Here is an 18114-nt window from a genome sequence, read left to right as displayed (position 1 = left end):
CCCCCTTATTTAACCGTTAATGTTATATTGTCAATTAATCTTACATTTTCAAACTTAACTGCAATAGCTAAAATGATTCGTCCTTCGACTTTCTCTACCATTGTTAATGACGGATATGCATATAAATCCGCATAATCTACAGTGCCTTTCGTATGCGTCTCAATATACTCTTTCACAAGATTTGTAATGATTTCCGGATTACGTTCACCTACCTCAATTCTTTCTTTCGCTATACATAGGCTGCGGTATAAATGAAGAGCCTCTTCACGTTCATCTGGTGATAGGTACACGTTACGAGAACTTTTCGCTAATCCATCTTCTTCCCTTACAATATCAACTGGTACGATTGTAACCGGAATATTGAAATCAGTTACAAATCCTTCAATTACTGCAACTTGTTGAGCATCTTTCATACCGAAATAAGCACGCGTTGGCAGCGTAATATTAAATAGTTTCATTAGTACAGTTGCAACACCAGCAAAATGACCAGGTCTTTGTTGACCGCATAATACGTCCGTGCGCTTCACAACTTCTACTGTTGTTGTTTGTTCTGCTGGATACATTTCTTCTACACTCGGATAAAACAAATAATCTACACCGTTTTCTTTTGCTACATTTTCATCTCTATTAATATCACGAGGATATCGATCTAAATCTTCATTTGGGCCAAATTGCAGCGGGTTTACAAATACACTTAAAACTACAATTTCATTTTCTTCTCTTGCCTTACGTAATAAGGTAGCATGCCCTTCATGTAAATAACCCATCGTTGGAACAAAACCAATACTCTTTCCACTTGCACGAAGTTCGTTTGTAATTTGCTGCATCTCTTGCACTGTAGTTACGATTTTCATTATTGTTTTCCTCCGTATAACGCTAAGCATTCTTCCTCTTTCATTGTGAACGAATGTTTTTCTTCAGGAAATTGCCTTGTCTTTACTTCAGTAACATATTGTGAAATCCCACGCACAATCTCCTCTTGAACAGATGTATATTGCTTCACAAATTTCGGCACACGATTCACGCCGTATGAGATAAGATCATGATAAACAAGCACTTGCCCATCTACTTTTTGTCCTGCACCAATCCCAATTGTCGGTATTGTTAGTTGCTCTGAAATAAGTTCTGCTAACTGCATTGGTACACATTCTAACACAAGCGCTATTGCACCAGCTTCTTCACATTTCTTTGCATCTTCTATTAATTTCTTTGCACTCTCCGCATCTTTTCCTTGCACTTTATATCCACCCAACACTCCTACAGATTGAGGGGTTAAACCTAAATGCGCTACAACAGGAATTCCTGCGTTCGTCAAATATTGAATCGTTGATATAACTTCTCCAGCACCTTCTACCTTCAGTGCATGCGCCCCGCTCTCTTGAACGATGCGGCGTGCATTCACCATCGTTTCTTGTAATGATACATGATACGACATAAATGGCATATCAGTTACAATAAACGTCTCTTTCGCTCCACGGCGTACAGCTTTCGTATGATGAATCATATCCTCTACTGTTACAGGTACTGTTGAATCGTATCCGAGTACAACCATTCCAAGAGAATCTCCAACTAAAATCATATCAACTTCAGCTTCTTCTGCTAATTTAGCAGATGGATAATCATACGCCGTTAGCATTGTAATCGGCTCACCTTGCTCTTTCATCTTCAAAAAATCTGTTTTTGTTTTCAAAAACTACTCCTCCTTTATGCAGGAGAGAGGAGATGGCCGCAATCATATAAAAAACCCCTCTGGCCATAAAAGGGCAGAAGGGTTGTGTGTTAGTCGGCATTATTCATCCCTCTGTCCCAGTCCGTTATTGGATCAAGGCAGAATCCAAGTTATTATTTTTCGTATTACTTCGAATCATGGTGCAGTTCGCTCTGATACTGCCCACATTCGAACTAATTATAGCAAACTACAAAAGGGAATTACTACATTTTTTTGAAAAAATAATTTTTTATTCTGATTACGGTATATGAAATTTAATAAGAGAGTATATATGCTAGAAAGTGAAACTTTAATCAGCCCGATCCCCACCTAACTTCTTTGCTTCCGCTGAATTTTGAGGTGGAGGTCTTATTGCCCAGTAAATAGCGGGATAAAGTTTTTATAGATAATTCAATCCTGAAAAGATACATGTTTTTTCAACGCATGTTAAAAAATTCCAAGTTAATTTCTTCTGTAATCAATTTAACTGTATAGTATAACTCTTAAACTAATGATGCAGGTTAATTGAGGAAAAGTACTTAACAAAGGAGAATTGCAGATGTCTATGAACAGGTGGTTATTTCGATTCAGCAGTTTGCTTGTAATGATTGTATGGTGGATGTCTTTAGGATCCTTCCATGTATTTGCCTCAGTTAATGTCGTAACACAACCCACCGATGTAACGAACGTGATTGAGGTTGAACTAAATGATGATTACTTTAATCCAAATGTCATCACGATTCCGCTTGAAGGATCAACAACATTACTATTGAAAAATAAAGGTAAAAACGAGCACACCTTTACAGTGAAAAAACTCGGCATTGACGTCGTAGTTGAGTCAGGAAAAGAAAAGAATATTACCGTGAAACCTAAAAATGCTGGTACATATGAATTAATATGTCGATACCATCTCCTTAAAGGAATGGAAGGCAAAGTAATCGTCAAATAACATGCCAGGCCAACTAGACGGAAGATATCTTGAAATGAACTTTAAATATGAAAAGGATTTATTATCATGTTACAAATTTAACTCAAAAATATTGAAATAAAAAGAAGTTCCAAAAGAGGAACTTCTTTTACTTAATTTCGATATCTGCAGAATGAATATGATGTACTTTCCCCTCATGATCCTCCAGAAGTAATACACCATCCTCTGTGATTCCTTTTGCTAACCCCGTAATCGTCTCTCTCATCGTTCGAGCGGTAATTTCTTTCCCGATGCTCACAGCGTAACTTTCCCAAAGAATTTTAATGACAGAGAAACCATTTTTTAAATACTCTTCATATAATTTTTCTAGTTGTAAATAGATTTGTTGCATAAGTTCTGCACGAACAATCGGCTTACCTGATTCAATCGCTAATGAAGTAGCAATGTGCTGAATTTCTTCATCAAAATGTTCTTGCTTTTGATTCGCATTAATACCGATGCCCATAATGACAGCATTAATTTTATCAGGATCCGCTTGCATTTCTGTTAATATACCTACAGCCTTTTTACCTTGAATTAAAATGTCATTTGGCCATTTTATTCCCACGTCTACACCTGTACATTTTTCAATTGCCTGTGCAACACTAACAGCCGCTAACAAAGTAAGTTGCGGTGCATGATGAACTGGAATCGATGGGCGTAAAATAATACTCATCCAAATTCCTGTTCCTTTTGGTGAATGCCATTTTCTGCTTAAACGACCTCTTCCCGCTGTTTGTTCTTCTGCTACAACGATAGTTCCTTCTTCTGCACCTTCATAAGCAAGTTTTGCTGCAATGTGCTGCGTTGATTCAACAGTTTCTTCAAAATACACTGTTCTACCAATTCGCTTCGTTTGTAGCCCTAACTGAATTTCATTAGCAGTCACTTTGTCTGGCTTACTTGCAATTCGGTAACCTAATCGGCGCACAGCTTCAAGTTCATATCCCTCACTCCGGAGATCTTCCATATGTTTCCACACAGCAGTTCTTGAACAACCAAGTTTATCACTAATCGTTTGGCCGGATACAAACTCGCCATCCGCTTCAGAAAAAACTTGTAATAACTGCTTTCTTATAGTAGATTGCATCCTTGCAGCCACTCCCTTATACGCTCTTTCTCATTAACTACGTTTCCTTTTACAATTGCTTCCTCGATTTTCTGAAGCATGTCAGCAACCCACGGACCAGGCTTTTTGTTTGCCCAGTTTAATAAATCATTACCAGTCACATTCATTTCTTGACGACCCTGGATTGGCAATGCATGAAACATTGATTGTACTCGTTTAACAGATGTAGGATCATAGCTTTCAATCATCGCTTCATATACTCTCTCTGCCATTTCAGCGATATAAATTCCCGTTTTATAAAGAAGGACTGTATCCCAATCCTTCTCCTTTCTAGTACGGATTGCCAATAAAACTGCAACAATATCTTTTATTTTTTTATTCGAAAACTTCCATTGACGTAAAAAGACAGATGGATGTTCTTCTCCGATACAATATAAGAAAAATGCCCACGCCTCAATATCCGTTTCGAAAGAATCCCATTTATACTGCGTAGCTTTTAACAGTCTCTCTTCTGACATTTGTAAATATGGCAAATGAGAAAATAGCTTCGTCTCTACTAATTCTTTGAGACCTTTCACACAATATGTACCAGTTAACAATTTCTCAAACTCTACTGTAATGCGCTCAATTGCTATATGTTCTAGCAAATGTCCATACGTTTCAATCGCTTGCTTCGTTTTCGTTTCTAATGAAAAACCTAACGCGCTTACAAACCGAATACCACGCATCATTCGCAGGGCATCTTCTTGAAAACGATCCGCAGCATTTCCAACTGTCACAATTTCTCTCTGTTGAATGGCTTCCTGTCCAGCAAATAAATCAACCATTTCGCCTTCTTCTGTCATAGCAATTGCATTCATCGTGAAATCACGACGTTTTAAATCCTCTTCTAATGAACGAACAAATTGAACACTACTAGGTCTTCGAAAATCTTCATATTCGCTTTCTGTTCGAAAAGTAGTTACCTCATAAGGCTCACCATTTTCTAAAACAATTACAGTTCCATGCTCAAGACCAACAGGAACATTTCTTGGGAATATAGCCATCACTTCTTCTGGTAAAGCAGATGTCGCAATATCAATATCTCCAATCGGCCTATCGATAATAAGATCTCGTACGCTCCCACCAACAAAGTAAGCCTCATGTCCTTGTTGTTTTAATGTCTCAATAATAGAACTAGCTTTTTTAAATCTTTCCATTTTTGTCATCCCTTAGTACGTCATAGTAAATCGTTTCATATTGTGAAACAATTTTTTCTGAGCGAAATTGCTCATAAACACTTTCTCTTGCTCGTTCTCCCATATTACGGTGAAGTTCCTCGTCCTTTAATAGCTGAGTAGCTTGATTTGCCACTCCTGTTGTATCGCCAACTTCACATAAATATCCTGTTTCCCCGTGTTGAATAACCTCTGGAATACCTCCAACCCGTGTTCCGATACAAGGTACACCACACGCCATTGCTTCTAATAAAACAAGACCAAAACTTTCCTTCTCTGATAGAAGCAACATTAAATCACTCATCGCAAGTAGTTCTGCAACATTATCTTGCTTCCCTAGGAATAAAACACGATCTTCAATATGTAAATTCTTCACTATCTGTAAAATCGTACAGAATTCTGGTCCGTCTCCAACAAGAAGCAACTTCGCATCTACTTCTTTAACAATTTTAGCAAATGCCTCAACAACATCCTGCACACGTTTCACTTTACGGAAATTCGAAATATGAATAAGTACTTTTTCACTCTCACTTATACCGTATTCTTTCTTTAATTGAGACATATTACGTTTGAAATATACACGTTCGTCTATAAAGTTATATACCGTTTGAATTTCTTTACTTGGTTTTACAAGCTCATGCGTTTCGTTAATTAATGAATGCGAGACAGCAGTAACAACATCCGATTGCTCAATACCAAAACGAATTAAATTATTTAACGAAGGGTCGGAACCTAACACAGTAATATCTGTTCCATGCAAGGTTGTAACAATTTTAATACGCTCTCCGATCATTTGTTTTGCTAAATATGCACAAATTGCATGTGGTATTGCGTAATGCACATGTAAAATGTCTAAGTTTTCTCTTTGTGCAACCTCTGCCATTTTACTTGCTAACGCTAAATCGTATGGTGGATATTGAAATACAGAGTACTGGCTTACCGTCACTTCATGAAAATATATGTTTGGATATACTTTATTTAACCGGAATGGTAAACCCGATGTAATAAAGTGAATTTCATGCCCGCGTTCCGCCAATTGCTTTCCTAATTCTGTTCCAACAACTCCAGAACCACCTACAGAAGGATAACATGTAATACCTATTTTTAATTTCATTTACATCCCCCTAATAAATCAGCATGTAATAAAACCGGTTTCTTACTCATAAATCCCTCGGCATACAAGACTCCAACTTCTTTTCCAAACATCTTCTCACGAGCAATCACAGTTTCAACGTATCCTTCTGTTAACGGTGTCTTAACCCCATCACTTCCTGTTGAAAATTGACTTTCATATGCTTCTAATGCTTCCACCTTTATAGAGAGGTACTCACTTATATCTATACAAAAATTCGGTTTATGAAAACCATTAATCATATAATTATAAAAAGACTCCACACGATGTGGTGAAAGTTCCGGCATATATTTACGGATTCCTGCTGAAAAAATAGCCTCTTCCACAAGCTTTGCACAATTTGCATGATCTGGATGACGATCTTCATAGTATGGCGCAAAAACTAGTTTTGGTTTATATGTACGGATCACCTTGACAATTTCACGTATATACTCTTCTTTCATATACAAACCACGGTCTGGCATCGCTAAATTCAGCCTCGTTTTTACTCCCATTATACGAGCTGCGACCTCTGCTTCTTCTTTTCTCAACTCTATCGTTCCATTGGAAGAAAGATCAGCTTCTGTTAAATCACAAATACCTACTTCATACCCTTGCTTTGTATATTTAGCGATGGTACCAGCCATGCCGATTTCAACATCATCGGCATGAGCACCAAACGCTAATATATGTAATCCACTCATAATTGTTCCCCTCATTTTCTTAACTTACGATAATCTAAATCTCCTCGCTCTAATGCGTGCATCAACATTTCAGCACTTGCCATATTCGTTGCAAGTGGAATCGCATATACATCACATAAACGAAGCAATGCATTCACATCCGGTTCATGCGGCTGTGCTGTTAATGGATCGCGGAAGAAAATCACCATATCTAAATCGTTTTTTGCAATCATTGCACCAATTTCTTGATCTCCACCAAGAGGGCCAGATTGATATCTTGTTACAACTAATCCAGTCGCTTCCATAATACGAAGCCCTGTCGTTCCTGTTGCAAATAATTCATGTTGCTCAAAAATTGGTTTATATGCGTATGCAAACGAAACCATATCATTTTTCTTTTTGTCATGTGCGATTAAGGCAATTTTCATCCGTTGTCTCCCCTTTAGTCGATAATATTTTCTAAACCGTACACAAGATGATCAAGGTTCATTACTGTCTCAATTGATAGTTTTACACCTGACATAAATGATGCACGATTGAATGAATCATGACGAACTGTTAACATTTGTCCATCTCCACCAAACATTACTTCTTGGTGTGCAATAAGCCCTGGCAAACGTACACTATGAATGTGAATACCGTCTACATTTGCACCACGTGCACCTGCTAGTTGCTCTACTTCATTTGGATGACCTTGCTGCTTTGATTCACGATTTTGACGAATTAATTCTACCGTTTTTACAGCTGTACCAGATGGTGCGTCTAATTTTTGATCATGATGTAATTCAATTACCTCAACATCTTGGAAATATTTCGCTGCCATTTGTGAGAATTTCATCATAAGAACTGCACCAATTGCAAAGTTTGGAGCAATAATTGTTCCTACTGCTTTTTCTTTTGCATTCTCTGTTAAATGTGCCAATTCTTCTTCTGTAAATCCAGTTGTACCAATAACAGAACGAAGTCCACGCTCAACTGCAAGTGTAACGTGTTGTTTCCCAACTTCTGGTGTTGTTAAATCTAACAACACATCTGCTTCTACTTCATCTAAACAAGTATGTAAATCAGCGTAAATCGGTGCATGTAATGCTGGCATGCCAGGTAAATCAGAAATCTTCTCACCACCATGCTTATAATCCACTGCTGCTACTAAATTAAAATGTTCCGTTCTTTCCATAAGAAGGACTGCTTCATGTCCCATACGTCCTCTTGGTCCGGCGATAATTACTTTAATTTCTTTCATTATTCTTTCTCTCCCTCATCAATACGTGTCCAGCGATCTTTATCACGTGTATTAAATTTATTCATTACAATGTTATGTGCTGTCTCTAAATCAATATTTAAACTATTTGCCATACAAATCATAACAAATAATACATCTCCAAGCTCTTCTTCAATACTTCTTTCTTTTTCAGTTGTTTTCTTCGGTTTCTCACCATAATAATGATTTACCTCTCTCGCAAGCTCTCCCATTTCTTCCGTTAAACGAGCCATCATTGCAAGCGGACTGAAATAACCTTCTTTAAACTGACCAATATATGCATCTACTTCTTTCTGCATATCTTTCATCGTTTTTGCTTCCATACTATTCACCTCTAATCCTTCCTCTTTCATGTTAGCCAATTCATCGCGATTTGACAAATATTATTCCCCGCCAAACACCTATTTGCGACCCTTTTTTGGATAGACTATAATAAAGTGAAACTTTCTTTTGCGCTTTTTGCAAAAGATTAGCCCATACTAATCGAGTTCTTACTATTTTCACTAGCAACTAGAAATTACTTATTATTATGTTTTACCGTTTCAGCGGAGCAATGTAATCATTACATAATTAGGGGGATTTCTATATGACATCAAAATTGAAGATGCGAAATATTATTTTTATTTTAATCGGTTCCGCTATATTTTCTTTCGGTATTGTCAATATCAATATTGAAAACCACCTTGCAGAAGGTGGGTTTACTGGTATTACACTATTATTGTATTTTTTATTTAAGTTTGATCCTTCCTACTCAAACTTAATTTTAAATATCCCTATATTTTTTATTGGTTGGAGGTTACTTGGCAGAACGACATTTTTATATACATTAATCGGCACATTTAGCGTATCTTTATTTCTATGGATTTTCCAGCGTTACGAAGTGCTCAACTTACATTTAAACTTGCAAAATGATATGACACTCGCAGCTTTATTCGCCGGGGCATTTATCGGTATCGGCCTTGGGATAATATTTAAATATGGCGGGACTACTGGCGGTGTAGATATTATCGCACGACTAGCTCACAAATATGTTGGCTGGAGTATGGGTAAAACGATGTTTATGTTCGATGCTGTCGTTATCGTCGTCTCTATTCTTACCTATTTATCATACCGCGAGGGTATGTATACGTTAGTTGCTGTTTTTATCGGGGCTAAAGTCATTGATTTTATGCAAGAAGGAGCCTATGCCGCCAAAGGAGCGACTATTATCTCAGAGAAAAACGATGAAATTGCTGCCAAAATTTTATCTGAAATGGAGCGCGGAGCAACCTTTTTAAAGGCTGTTGGATCGTATACAAAAGTGGAACGTAACGTACTGTATTGCGTTGTTGCTAAAAATGAAATCGTGAAATTAAAGAATATTATTACTTCAGTAGATCCTCATGCATTTGTCGCTGTAAGTGATGTACATGATGTAGTTGGTGAAGGATTTACGTTAGATGAAAATAAAAACCCTTTACATAATTAAATGTAACTAGAAAAGCGCCTTAGCTTTTCTAGTTTTTTATTACAAGTCTTTTAAGCTTCTCCAAATCCTCATAAATAAGCTCCAATAAACTCCGATTATAAAAAATGGAAGCTGGATGAAAAGTTGGAAAAACATGATATTCATTCTCTGACCATGTAAACTCTGCACTTTGCATATCCTTTAATTTTTGAATGGGCTGTTTTAATAATTGCCCGTGTACATCTGTGATTTTTTTATTTTTTCCTGTTAAACGTTGAAGACCAATATTTCCAAGCGTGACGATAAGCCTCGGATTTATTTTCTCTAATTCATAATCTAACAAAGGCGCATGGGCAACTATTTCTCCTTGATTTGGCGTTCTATTATACTTTTTTTGTATGCTTTCACCATTTCGTTCTTTTTTCTCTCGCCATTTATAAGGTCTACTCCGAACAGCGCTCGTAATATATACTTCTTCCCTCGTAACGTGAATACGCTCTAAAAAACCCATTAATTGTTTTCCCGACCTCCCGCTAAACGGAATCCCATTATGAATTTCTGTTTCACCAGGCGCTTCTCCTAACAACATAAATTTGGGATTTTCAGGACCTTGTCCACTTAAAAAACCTTCTAGTTGATAAGGAGCACTACGCTCTTTCACTTGTTTTACTAAATGGTCTGGATATTTCATTTCCCCCACCGCCTTTCCGCATTACTTCTATTATTTCTATTTGTAATACATTATATAATTCAATCCACACAACAAAAAAAGACTATCAAAATTGATAGTCTTTAGTCGTCGCTACGCTGCATACCAGTATACATTAATACGAGACGTAATAATTCAAATACCGCTACAGCTGCAGCTGCTACATATGTTAATGCTGCTGCATTTAATACTTTACGAGCTTGGCCATATTCATCTGTTGATACGATACCTAACGCTTCAATTTGTTGCATTGCACGCTTTGAAGCATCGAACTCAACTGGTAATGTAACAAGTTGGAACACAACACCTGCAGCCATTAAAATAATTCCTAATAACAATAGTTTCGACATTGTCGCAAATATACCAATCATAATAAATACCCATGATATATTCGATCCAAAATTCGCCACAGGAACTAACGAATGACGAATACGCATAAAGTTATAATCTTGCGCATCTTGAATTGCGTGTCCTACTTCATGTGCTGCCACTGCTGTACCAGCAACTGAATGTCCATAATAGTTATCTGTTGATAATCGAACCGTCTTGGCCGTTGGATCATAATGGTCTGATAAATGACCTGGTGTTTCTTCCACAGCTACATTGTATAATCCATTTTCATCTAAAATTTTTCGAGCCACTTCCGCTCCTGTCATACCTGATGTTGAATAAACTTGTGAATACTTGCTATAGGCACTTCGTACTCTTGACTGTGCATACAACGGTATGATCATTATGATCGCGAAGTAAATTAAATAAAACATCATGAACCTCCATTGAAGTTTTAATTATAGTACTTCTCATTCTATTTTCTTCTGCCACTATTGTCAATGAATAAACCTTACAATCCATATCTTTACTTATTACATTATCTATTTTTAGAATGCACATTACTTTTTCTTTTTTCTCTCTCTCCTTTATACTTTCTCCATCCAACATAAGTTAATGTGAATAAAATAAGTCCCCCAGTAATTGTCATAAACCAAATGAGAGAAGGTGCAATTTCATCCTTTTTTACTGTGTGAAATATCTTTTGCAAATCCCCTTTAATAATCCCTAATTGCATTTGGCCACCTTTCGTTTTTAACATAACGTTACGAAATTCATCCAAATAAGATAAATGAACATTTACACGCTGTACCTCGTTTTCTGGCAAAGCAATCATTAAACTTGGATAAATAATATTGAATTCATTTAAAAATGTATTTAATGTTTGTTGAAACTGCCCAGCATCTTCTTTTTCCATCGCTTTTTCCATTTGAGAAAAGGCATCCATTACTTTCCTTTCTCTTTCCATCCAAAGTGGTTGATATTTCGATACTTGTGCATCAACAGCAAGTTGTAATGCCAACACATTATCCATTTTAGCTTGCTTACCTAAACCTTCTTCAGAGAGCGATTGCTGCGCCTTGTCGTAAGCTAAAGAAATAACTCTAACTTGATCTGGTGTTACTTCATGCTTCTTTTCATTCCCCTTCATTAAAAATTGCTCTGAGAAAAGTTGTAATACTTGTACCGCTTTTTCATCTTCATTACGCTTCACTAACTGTAACGAGTCGTCTAACAACCCTGTTAGCTCATTCCACTCTTCAGCATATATACGTAACGGAAACATTATAATTAGAAATGCTATCAATCCAATTAATGTTCTCTTCATCCCGGTCCCCCCTATAACTACTAGTACAAAATATGTTAATTGGGACAAGAATAGAACAGAACTGAACCGAAAAATATATTATCGTTTTACAAAGAAAAAATTCTCTTTAAGCAGAGAATTTTTTCTTTGACATCCTTTTCTTTTTTACGAAATATCTATATAAGCTATAACAAAGTATACTACCACCTAAAATGAATAATAAAATAGCACACGCAGCATGCATAAAGAACTCCTCTGGTAGCATTAATATAACTGGATCCGTTTCAATATCAAACATCCAATAATCATTACTGAATAAAAGCTTATGGAATAATACAAAGCTCTTTTCAAAATTAATAGCGATTGGTAACATAAGCGCTATCGGAAAAATGATTGTTAAAATCGATCCGTGCAGTAAAAACTTTTCATTTTTCTTTTTTAATAAATAAATTCCACCTATCACTGCAATCATAATTGTCGCATACATCACATATTGAATCTTTACTAAAATATTTTTAACATCTACAAAATGAATACGGCCATTTGTAGACATATCTAATGTTGGCAAATGTAATGCTCCGTCATAAAACGGGGATAAATATGTAATAAGCACATCGTAATTTCTTTTAATTTCATCCTTCGTCATATCCGCTAAATCAGGAATATTTAAAAAATCAATTTCAAAATAATACAGCCATTTTCCATACACAACTGCCGTTGTTGCGAGTGCAAAAATAGAAAATGCTATGCTATATGAAACAACTAAAGTAATCAATCGATCCAATATTTTTGTACCACTCTTATTTTTCTCCATGTTCTCCCCCTAAATGTTCTAACCATCATAAAGAAAATTGTTTCCTGTGCTCACGTAAGCAACAATAATATGTAATACATAGTACAGCAACGCTTAACCAAAACGTAAAATAACCAATTTCCTCTACAAACAAATGCATAATTCCATATCGTGGCATTTGCCAAAATAAATAATCAATTGCATCGTTATGCAACGTCCATACACCCGCTACTATAAAATGCCATTTTTTTATACGGTAAAATGGAGCATATAAAACACCTTGCACTGCCATCGCAAAGTGCGAAAGCATTAACATGTAGCCCATAAGGCCAATAGGACCTTTTACGTAAATCATAATCGCATTTACAACAACAGCCCAAATACCATATTTTATTAAAGTAACAATCGCTAGCGCTTCTATTAATCCCCAGTTTCTCTTTGTCAAAAAAGCAATTAAAACAAAGACAAAAAAGAGACTCGCCATAGGACTATCTGGTACAAACGGCCAAAATATAGGTGACGTTTCTTTCAGTTGATTTCCGTACCATATAAACCCGTAAATTGTACCTAATATGTTAACAACCAATAAAAATAATAATACCGAGCGTTGTCTTAACATTGCATACAAGTACACCAATCTGTATGTCCAACACCTTTCAAGCAAAGTAATTCATTCACTAAATCCTACTCTATTATAACAAACTTCATCCAACTAAATAGAAAAGCTGACTACAAATTTTGTAGTCAGCTTTTTATTATTTTTTATTATACTTTGCAACGAATTCCGAAAGCTTCTTCAGTTCCTCATCTGTACCTTTAAATACACCTTTAGGCATGGAACCTTTTCCATCTTTCGCAATTTTAGCAATTTCTTCTGGCTTTAAAGTTAAGTTTTGCAGTGCTGGTGCTGCCGCCCCGCCCTGTAAGTTGTCACCATGACATGTTAAACAAGTATTTTTTTGCATTAATTTATAGCCATCATCATTTTTATCAACTGGCGCGGTTTTTACAATTGCTCCTTGTTTCTTTGCAGCTTCCCAGTCGTGGTGTGCTACAGATTCCCAAGTTAAAAAGATAATCGATGCAATTGCTAAAAGCATAAATCCAGTTGCTACAGGACGCTTCAATGGACGTCTTTCTGGACCTCGATCAAGAAATGGAGCTAACAGTAATGCACCAAACGCAATCCCTGGCATAATAAACGCTCCAATTACAGTAAATGAACCGGAAGCATAAGAATACTTTAATAACTGATACAAGAATAAGAAATACCAATCTGGAAGTGGTATATATCCAGCATCTGTTGGATCCGCCATTCTCTCAAGCGGCGACGGATGCGCCACTGTTAAACATAAATAACCGATTAAAAAAACTGCACCAACCATCCATTCTTTTAACAAGAAGTTCGGCCAAAATGCTTCTGTTTTCCCTGGGTATTCAGAATAGTCTTTTGGAATATTTGGTTTCCGAGCTACCGGTACCCGAGAATCTCCTACAAACTTCATCCCTTTGCCGCGATGCATAATCTCCCTCCTTTAGTTCTTTCCCCTTTAATTTAGCAATCTCTTATAGTGGACCGGAAATACCTTGTTTGCGAATCATGATGAAGTGGAAGGCCATTAAACCTAGAAGTGCTGCTGGTAAGAAGAAGACGTGAATAGCAAAGAAGCGAGTTAATGTTTGAGCGCCAACAATTTCGGAATGACCAGCGAGTAATGTTTTAATATAAGGACCAATGAGCGGTGTTTGCTCTGCAATTTGAATCCCTACTTTTGTAGCAAATAAAGCTTTCATATCCCACGGTAATAAATATCCGGTAAAACCAAGACCTAACATAACAAAGAAAATAAGAACACCAACAATCCAGTTTAACTCACGGGGCTTTTTATACGCACCTTGGAAGAAAACTCTGAGTGTATGTAAAAACATCATTACAATTACGAGACTAGCACCCCAGTGGTGCATACCACGAACAATTTGCCCATAAGCAACTTCATTTTGTAAATAGTAAACTGATTCCCAAGCATTTTTAATATCAGGCACATAATACATCGTCAAAAACATTCCAGATAAAATTTGAATTACAGTAACGAAAAAGGTAAGTCCTCCAAAGCAATAGACGAATGCAGAAAAGTGATGTGCCGGGTTTACATGTTCAGGTACTTCATGATCAGCGATATCACGCCATATCGGTGTAATATCTAATCTTTCATCTACCCAATCATAAATTTTATTTAACATCTACTTTGCACCCCCTCTTGGCTTCGCTTTTCCTAGATACAGCGTTCCATCTTTCACTTTAGACTCGTACACATCCAGCGGAGCAAGGGGTGGCGTACCTTTAATGTTCATCCCATCTTTTGTATAACGACCCCCGTGACATGGACAAAAGAATTGATTCGGATGTGCTTTGTCCGAATTCCAGTTAACTGTACATCCTAAATGTTTACATACTGGAGAGAACGCAACAATGTCTCCGCTTTCATCTTTATGAACCCAAGCCGATTTTGGTTCTTCAGACTTGTACCAACCATCAACCTGTTTCACTTTAAAATCGAAACGCTTCGGCTCTGTTGTAATATCCTTTACTTGCGCAACAGCAACCATATCTGTTCCGGCTTCTTTTCTTAACACCGGATCAAGCGCAAATCGCGTCATCGGCATTAAAATACCGGCAGCCATAAAGCCTCCTACCCCTGTGAGTGTGTAATTTAAAAATTGTCTTCTTGACACGCGATGTTCTTTCTCGCTCACGAAAATTTCCCCCCTCTATCAGAAATTGTCCCCTCGTGATAAATTATATAAAAAATAAAAACTAGGACACTATCATGATATAATACGCTCATGCACAGGTCAATATCATACTACTCATAATAATAAGAACTTTCTGTTTATTGCGAGTTTCCCCACTTCTCTTCCAACATCACCATTATATTTTTTATATGCGCATGAATAACTTCTCTTTTTGCTTGATCACTAAATTGTTCTAATGCTAATGAAGGAAACCAAAATAAATCTCCCTGTAACTCTTGCATATCCTCTTTCCATGAAAAATCACTTGTAACATAAGCAATATGCTTAAAACCTTCGCTTCGTAAATGATTTGTCCATTCTTGCAAACGACCTTTTTCATTCTTTTGACTTTCTACCAAATACGTAAACGCAGGTAGTAAAAGCACTCTTCCTTTATACTCTCTTTCCAATTCCGTGCTCAACAATTCGATAAATTCACCTTGTTCTACAACCATTTTCATTTCTTGTGCTGCCGAAATTGATAAAAGCGGTATTACTCCTGTATCAACATACTCTCTTGCTTGTTCAAACTGTTCCACATCTTTTACACTCCACTTCAAATTCCTTCCCTCCTTCACTTGCAAATGACAGAACTTTCACTTTATATATATTAAACCATACTAAAAGAGGTAAAAAAAGAAAAACTACCCAATATAGGTAGTTTTTCTTGGTGAAAGTCTGAAATTTGTAAAAATTTATTAATCCAAATAAATTCTATAAAGTCTTTAACTCGGCCGTTAATCTATGAAACGCTTCCTTATCTTGCTTATCTAACGCTTCATCAATTTGTTTCAAAAGGCGTTCTCTCCTAAATGAAAATACACTTTCTTCCAAAAACCTTTCTGCAAGTAAACGATCTTTTTCATTTACTTCAATATGCTTTGGTAGATATGGGTTTTCTTCTAATACAGCTACATAATTCGCATTTTGAAACGATGATTTAAAGTTGAGTTGAATATAAATATCCTCATCTCGATTTAAACGAATATCATGAAACGATTTTTCAGCATCTGTTGTCATAACATTTTGTTTAAAAAAGTGAAACGGTGTGTCTTTCACACAATTCGCTGACATCACTAAGCCACGCGGACAATATTTTGCATGCTCTACGAAGTGGACTTTATGCATCAATTGGTCGTGACTCATTAAATAATTCAGAATCCATACACATTCACGCTGTTTCAGTTGGTAATTATTCAAAAACCATTTTACAAAATCCTTCTTCTCGTTTACAGAAACAGGGGTATTCATAGCAATTAAGTCCCTCCTCTGTCTTTCTCTTTTCTTTTTAGATTCAAGAAGCGGCATTCAGTTTCCTTCCAACTTATGAAAAATCCTCTAAATTATATAACAACTCTTCAATATGAATTTGTGTCGGGTCTAGTTGTAATAACTGGGTAAATACTTCTTTCGCCTCTTTTCGCTTTCCTTCTTCCAATAAGAAATAACCGTATTCTTCTAAGAAGTCTGGATGATTCTTAAAAGAAGTATATGCACTTTCATAGTGTTTTAATGCATCCGAATACATTTCTAATTGTTTTTTTGCATACGCAAGGTCCCAAAGTAGTTGTGTATCTGGTTCTCCACTATCAATAGCACGCTCTACAATTGCAATTAACTCTTCGTACTTTTCTTGTCCTTTTAAGATATACGCATATTTTAATGTTGCGCCTAAATGCCCTGGGTCTAACTCAAGTGCTTTTTGAAGAACTTCCTCTGCTTCTACTATTTTTCCTAATTTCGCCGCAATGTTCGCTAACTCTACATAAAACGGAACTGAAAGCTCATCTACTTTAATTCCTTCATGAAGCGTTTCATAGCTTTCTTGAAGCATTCCTTCTTTTTCATAGCTTTTCGCTAAATACATGTACAGTGATGCGTACTCAGGGTCTAATTCTTTTAGTTCTTGCCAAGCACCGATTGCTCTCTGATATTCTTCACCTTGGTATAATGTGAAGGCATATCCAAATAATGAGTGAATATCTTTTTGTTCCTCTAGGCCTGCTTCATAATAAGAAATCGCCTCTTCCCAGTTTCCAATCGCACTTAACGTTTCTGCAAGGCGAAGTGCGATCACAACACCACCCATTACTTTATGTTCAGCTAATAGCGATTCATAATAAGTAATTGCCTTTTGTTCTTCACCTTTACTACTATATAATTCTGCTAACCCAAACGTAATAACAGGTTCATCAGGCATCATTTCTTTTGCCTTTAATAGTTTTTGCTCTGCTACATCATCAAAACCTTGCATTTGGAATAAATCTGCAACAAGTAATAAAGATTGAACATATAAATCGTCATTTTCTGGAATATCATGAAGTACTTCAATCGCTTCATCTTCTTTATCTAAATCAATATATAATTCTGCTAAAAATACAGTGAATTCACTTTCTTCCGGATACAGTAAACGTAAGTCTTCAGTAATCGCTAATGCCTCATCTGTAAATCCAAGTGTATGATAGTAACGAGCGATATCATACTTCTCTTCATCATTTGCAATTTTTAATTGTTCTTTTAATAATTGTAATCCTTTTTCCGCTTCACCATTTTCAATATATGAAACAGCTTGTTCAAACTTTTGCATAAACGTCTCCTTTAATTCTAAAAAATATTCTCTTCTGTTCATTTATCATAAGCAACTCACTGTTAGAACGCAACCTTTAGAATGAGCATGCTTCTTCTTATACTTCTTCTTACAGAGTAGGTAATTGTTCAAA

22 protein-coding genes are annotated in these 18114 nt (G+C 36.3%); 2 read left to right on the top strand and 20 right to left on the bottom strand.

Translation table 11 applies throughout. The features are described from left to right. Positions 1-5: 5 nt before the first annotated feature. Both panC and panB read right to left on the bottom strand, forming a co-directional pair. Positions 6-854 carry a pantoate--beta-alanine ligase gene (gene panC, locus QCI81_RS21930; protein ID WP_000707014.1) on the bottom strand — a complete coding sequence of 283 codons (849 nt, stop codon included), beginning with the start codon at positions 852-854 and terminating at the stop codon, positions 6-8. Further along, complete coding sequence (gene panB, locus QCI81_RS21925; protein WP_000851108.1) at positions 854-1690, bottom strand: 3-methyl-2-oxobutanoate hydroxymethyltransferase; 837 nt, start codon at positions 1688-1690, stop codon at positions 854-856. The genes panC and panB overlap by 1 nt, the downstream gene beginning before the upstream one ends. Before the next feature lie 577 nt (positions 1691-2267). Between panB and QCI81_RS21920 the strand changes: the two genes are divergently transcribed. Then, on the top strand, positions 2268-2657 hold the full coding sequence (locus QCI81_RS21920; protein WP_000062381.1) for a cupredoxin domain-containing protein: 390 nt from the start codon (positions 2268-2270) through the stop codon (positions 2655-2657). A gap of 127 nt (positions 2658-2784) precedes the next feature. Here the strand turns inward: QCI81_RS21920 and QCI81_RS21915 are convergent, their stop codons facing one another. From QCI81_RS21915 to QCI81_RS21885, 7 genes are read right to left on the bottom strand one after another with little or no spacing between them, the layout of a single operon-like run. After that, positions 2785-3765 carry a biotin--[acetyl-CoA-carboxylase] ligase gene (locus QCI81_RS21915; RefSeq protein ID WP_001192055.1) on the bottom strand — a complete coding sequence of 327 codons (981 nt, stop codon included), beginning with the start codon at positions 3763-3765 and terminating at the stop codon, positions 2785-2787. Continuing rightward, positions 3750-4943 carry a CCA tRNA nucleotidyltransferase gene (locus QCI81_RS21910; protein ID WP_000439311.1) on the bottom strand — a complete coding sequence of 398 codons (1194 nt, stop codon included), beginning with the start codon at positions 4941-4943 and terminating at the stop codon, positions 3750-3752. Before QCI81_RS21910 ends, QCI81_RS21915 begins: the two co-directional genes overlap by 16 nt. Then, positions 4930-6075 carry an N-acetyl-alpha-D-glucosaminyl L-malate synthase BshA gene (gene bshA, locus QCI81_RS21905; RefSeq protein ID WP_000768317.1) on the bottom strand — a complete coding sequence of 382 codons (1146 nt, stop codon included), beginning with the start codon at positions 6073-6075 and terminating at the stop codon, positions 4930-4932. The genes QCI81_RS21910 and bshA overlap by 14 nt, the downstream gene beginning before the upstream one ends. After that, positions 6072-6776 carry a bacillithiol biosynthesis deacetylase BshB1 gene (gene bshB1, locus QCI81_RS21900; protein ID WP_000015660.1) on the bottom strand — a complete coding sequence of 235 codons (705 nt, stop codon included), beginning with the start codon at positions 6774-6776 and terminating at the stop codon, positions 6072-6074. The genes bshA and bshB1 overlap by 4 nt, the downstream gene beginning before the upstream one ends. Positions 6777-6787: 11 nt before the next feature. Then, on the bottom strand, positions 6788-7183 hold the full coding sequence (gene mgsA / locus QCI81_RS21895) for a methylglyoxal synthase (RefSeq protein ID WP_000684765.1): 396 nt from the start codon (positions 7181-7183) through the stop codon (positions 6788-6790). 14 nt (positions 7184-7197) lie between these two features. After that, entirely contained in the window at positions 7198-7998 is an 801-nt protein-coding gene (gene dapB, locus QCI81_RS21890) for a dihydrodipicolinate reductase (protein WP_000658808.1), read from the bottom strand. After that, positions 7998-8339: a nucleotide pyrophosphohydrolase gene (locus QCI81_RS21885; RefSeq protein ID WP_002108639.1), complete on the bottom strand. Its 342-nt coding sequence runs from the start codon at positions 8337-8339 to the stop codon at positions 7998-8000. Before QCI81_RS21885 ends, dapB begins: the two co-directional genes overlap by 1 nt. A 263-nt stretch (positions 8340-8602) precedes the next feature. Between QCI81_RS21885 and QCI81_RS21880 the strand changes: the two genes are divergently transcribed. Beyond that, positions 8603-9484, top strand: coding sequence for a YitT family protein (locus QCI81_RS21880; protein WP_000202121.1), 882 nt, complete (start codon positions 8603-8605; stop codon positions 9482-9484). A gap of 28 nt (positions 9485-9512) precedes the next feature. Here QCI81_RS21880 and QCI81_RS21875 read toward each other — a convergent pair whose 3' ends face one another. The 11 genes from QCI81_RS21875 to QCI81_RS21825 all read right to left on the bottom strand — a co-directional run bounded on the left by QCI81_RS21875 (position 9513) and on the right by QCI81_RS21825 (position 17981). Then, positions 9513-10154 (bottom strand): uracil-DNA glycosylase, encoded by a 642-nt coding sequence (locus QCI81_RS21875; protein WP_000876861.1) that lies wholly within the window; start codon positions 10152-10154, stop codon positions 9513-9515. 101 nt (positions 10155-10255) lie between these two features. Further along, positions 10256-10939 (bottom strand): zinc metallopeptidase, encoded by a 684-nt coding sequence (locus tag QCI81_RS21870; protein WP_011109966.1) that lies wholly within the window; start codon positions 10937-10939, stop codon positions 10256-10258. A gap of 101 nt (positions 10940-11040) precedes the next feature. Then, positions 11041-11829 (bottom strand): sporulation protein YpjB, encoded by a 789-nt coding sequence (gene ypjB, locus QCI81_RS21865; protein ID WP_000831589.1) that lies wholly within the window; start codon positions 11827-11829, stop codon positions 11041-11043. A gap of 106 nt (positions 11830-11935) precedes the next feature. Beyond that, positions 11936-12622 (bottom strand): lipoprotein intramolecular transacylase Lit, encoded by a 687-nt coding sequence (lit, locus tag QCI81_RS21860; protein ID WP_000414374.1) that lies wholly within the window; start codon positions 12620-12622, stop codon positions 11936-11938. A gap of 25 nt (positions 12623-12647) precedes the next feature. Further along, positions 12648-13238 carry a lipoprotein heptaprenylglyceryl N-acetyltransferase LhaT gene (gene lhaT / locus QCI81_RS21855; RefSeq protein ID WP_000262838.1) on the bottom strand — a complete coding sequence of 197 codons (591 nt, stop codon included), beginning with the start codon at positions 13236-13238 and terminating at the stop codon, positions 12648-12650. Between the two features lie 118 nt (positions 13239-13356). After that, entirely contained in the window at positions 13357-14124 is a 768-nt protein-coding gene (qcrC, locus tag QCI81_RS21850) for a menaquinol-cytochrome c reductase cytochrome b/c subunit (protein ID WP_000554601.1), read from the bottom strand. A 43-nt stretch (positions 14125-14167) separates the two neighbouring features. Next, positions 14168-14842 carry a menaquinol-cytochrome c reductase cytochrome b subunit gene (gene qcrB / locus QCI81_RS21845; RefSeq protein ID WP_000932700.1) on the bottom strand — a complete coding sequence of 225 codons (675 nt, stop codon included), beginning with the start codon at positions 14840-14842 and terminating at the stop codon, positions 14168-14170. Next, on the bottom strand, positions 14843-15355 hold the full coding sequence (gene qcrA / locus QCI81_RS21840) for a menaquinol-cytochrome c reductase iron-sulfur subunit (protein ID WP_001290420.1): 513 nt from the start codon (positions 15353-15355) through the stop codon (positions 14843-14845). 137 nt (positions 15356-15492) lie between these two features. Continuing rightward, positions 15493-15954, bottom strand: coding sequence for a YpiF family protein (locus QCI81_RS21835; protein WP_000872171.1), 462 nt, complete (start codon positions 15952-15954; stop codon positions 15493-15495). Between the two features lie 154 nt (positions 15955-16108). After that, positions 16109-16645 carry a ReoY family proteolytic degradation factor gene (locus QCI81_RS21830; RefSeq protein WP_001095925.1) on the bottom strand — a complete coding sequence of 179 codons (537 nt, stop codon included), beginning with the start codon at positions 16643-16645 and terminating at the stop codon, positions 16109-16111. 73 nt (positions 16646-16718) lie between these two features. Beyond that, complete coding sequence (locus QCI81_RS21825; protein ID WP_001168673.1) at positions 16719-17981, bottom strand: tetratricopeptide repeat protein; 1263 nt, start codon at positions 17979-17981, stop codon at positions 16719-16721. Positions 17982-18114 lie beyond the last annotated feature (133 nt).

This window comes from Bacillus cereus group sp. MG20 (assembly GCF_040459885.1).
GTDB classification, from domain to species: Bacteria; Bacillota; Bacilli; order Bacillales; family Bacillaceae_G; genus Bacillus_A; species Bacillus_A cereus.
This window is presented reverse-complemented; position numbering and strand designations above follow the sequence as displayed.

Coding starts and splice junctions, on each gene's coding strand:
- QCI81_RS21910 (WP_000439311.1), bottom strand. CDS start 4,943: ATGGAAAGATTTAAAAAAGCTAGTTCTATTATTGAGACATTAAAACAA.
- qcrC (WP_000554601.1), bottom strand. CDS start 14,124: ATGCATCGCGGCAAAGGGATGAAGTTTGTAGGAGATTCTCGGGTACCG.
- QCI81_RS21875 (WP_000876861.1), bottom strand. CDS start 10,154: ATGAAATATCCAGACCATTTAGTAAAACAAGTGAAAGAGCGTAGTGCT.
- QCI81_RS21830 (WP_001095925.1), bottom strand. CDS start 16,645: ATGAATACCCCTGTTTCTGTAAACGAGAAGAAGGATTTTGTAAAATGG.
- QCI81_RS21825 (WP_001168673.1), bottom strand. CDS start 17,981: ATGCAAAAGTTTGAACAAGCTGTTTCATATATTGAAAATGGTGAAGCG.
- bshB1 (WP_000015660.1), bottom strand. CDS start 6,776: ATGAGTGGATTACATATATTAGCGTTTGGTGCTCATGCCGATGATGTT.
- QCI81_RS21915 (WP_001192055.1), bottom strand. CDS start 3,765: ATGCAATCTACTATAAGAAAGCAGTTATTACAAGTTTTTTCTGAAGCG.
- QCI81_RS21885 (WP_002108639.1), bottom strand. CDS start 8,339: ATGGAAGCAAAAACGATGAAAGATATGCAGAAAGAAGTAGATGCATAT.
- lit (WP_000414374.1), bottom strand. CDS start 12,622: ATGGAGAAAAATAAGAGTGGTACAAAAATATTGGATCGATTGATTACT.
- QCI81_RS21920 (WP_000062381.1), top strand. CDS start 2,268: ATGTCTATGAACAGGTGGTTATTTCGATTCAGCAGTTTGCTTGTAATG.
- qcrB (WP_000932700.1), bottom strand. CDS start 14,842: ATGTTAAATAAAATTTATGATTGGGTAGATGAAAGATTAGATATTACA.
- bshA (WP_000768317.1), bottom strand. CDS start 6,075: ATGAAATTAAAAATAGGTATTACATGTTATCCTTCTGTAGGTGGTTCT.
- ypjB (WP_000831589.1), bottom strand. CDS start 11,829: ATGAAGAGAACATTAATTGGATTGATAGCATTTCTAATTATAATGTTT.
- mgsA (WP_000684765.1), bottom strand. CDS start 7,183: ATGAAAATTGCCTTAATCGCACATGACAAAAAGAAAAATGATATGGTT.
- QCI81_RS21880 (WP_000202121.1), top strand. CDS start 8,603: ATGACATCAAAATTGAAGATGCGAAATATTATTTTTATTTTAATCGGT.
- QCI81_RS21870 (WP_011109966.1), bottom strand. CDS start 10,939: ATGATGTTTTATTTAATTTACTTCGCGATCATAATGATCATACCGTTG.
- dapB (WP_000658808.1), bottom strand. CDS start 7,998: ATGAAAGAAATTAAAGTAATTATCGCCGGACCAAGAGGACGTATGGGA.
- panC (WP_000707014.1), bottom strand. CDS start 854: ATGAAAATCGTAACTACAGTGCAAGAGATGCAGCAAATTACAAACGAA.